Here is a 576-nt window from a genome sequence, read left to right on the forward strand (position 1 = left end):
ACAACATTGATTGCGCAGACGATGAAACAATCATTGAACTTTTTGAAGAGTTTGATGAAGCTTCAGGAATGAATACATCTGAAGTCTTAAAAGTTGAAAGACCAGATTGGTTTGATGAAGATGATGATGATGACGAAGATTAGGAGAAACCATGTCAGCAAATAAAATTGCACAGATGACTTGTTATTACGATGATAAAAAGATTATTATTATAAATGACGAACGAGAAAGTTCTGAATATAAATATCTTGCAGAGATTCCAGAAATTAATGGAATTACTCAATCAGATACTTTCGAGGGAGCCATCGCAATGGCTCAAGATTACATCAACACTTATAACGAATCTCAAAAGGAAAAAGGCCCAATGGAACTTGAAAGAGCTATGGACATTATAAATACTTCCCAACCAGGCGGACATCATTCAAAACCATGGCTTGAAGCAGAAATAATTGAAGCTCGTTTAGTTATTTTAAATGATGTTTACCAATTCCTCGAAAGCGAAAATTATCATACAGGAATCACTGTTATTGAAAAATTAACTGGAATCGAGTATAATTAATGGCTGTAATTGCAACG

The 576-nt window shown here is 34.0% G+C and carries 1 protein-coding gene; it reads left to right on the plus strand.

Translation table 11 applies throughout. The features are described from left to right. The first annotated feature begins 151 nt into the window (after positions 1-151). On the plus strand, positions 152-559 hold the full coding sequence (locus tag N1032_RS26780; RefSeq protein WP_259543709.1) for a type II toxin-antitoxin system HicB family antitoxin: 408 nt from the start codon (positions 152-154) through the stop codon (positions 557-559). The last annotated feature ends 17 nt before the right edge of the window (positions 560-576 follow it).

Source organism: Herbiconiux daphne, from assembly GCF_024979295.1.
GTDB lineage: Bacteria > Actinomycetota > Actinomycetes > Actinomycetales > Microbacteriaceae > Herbiconiux > Herbiconiux daphnes.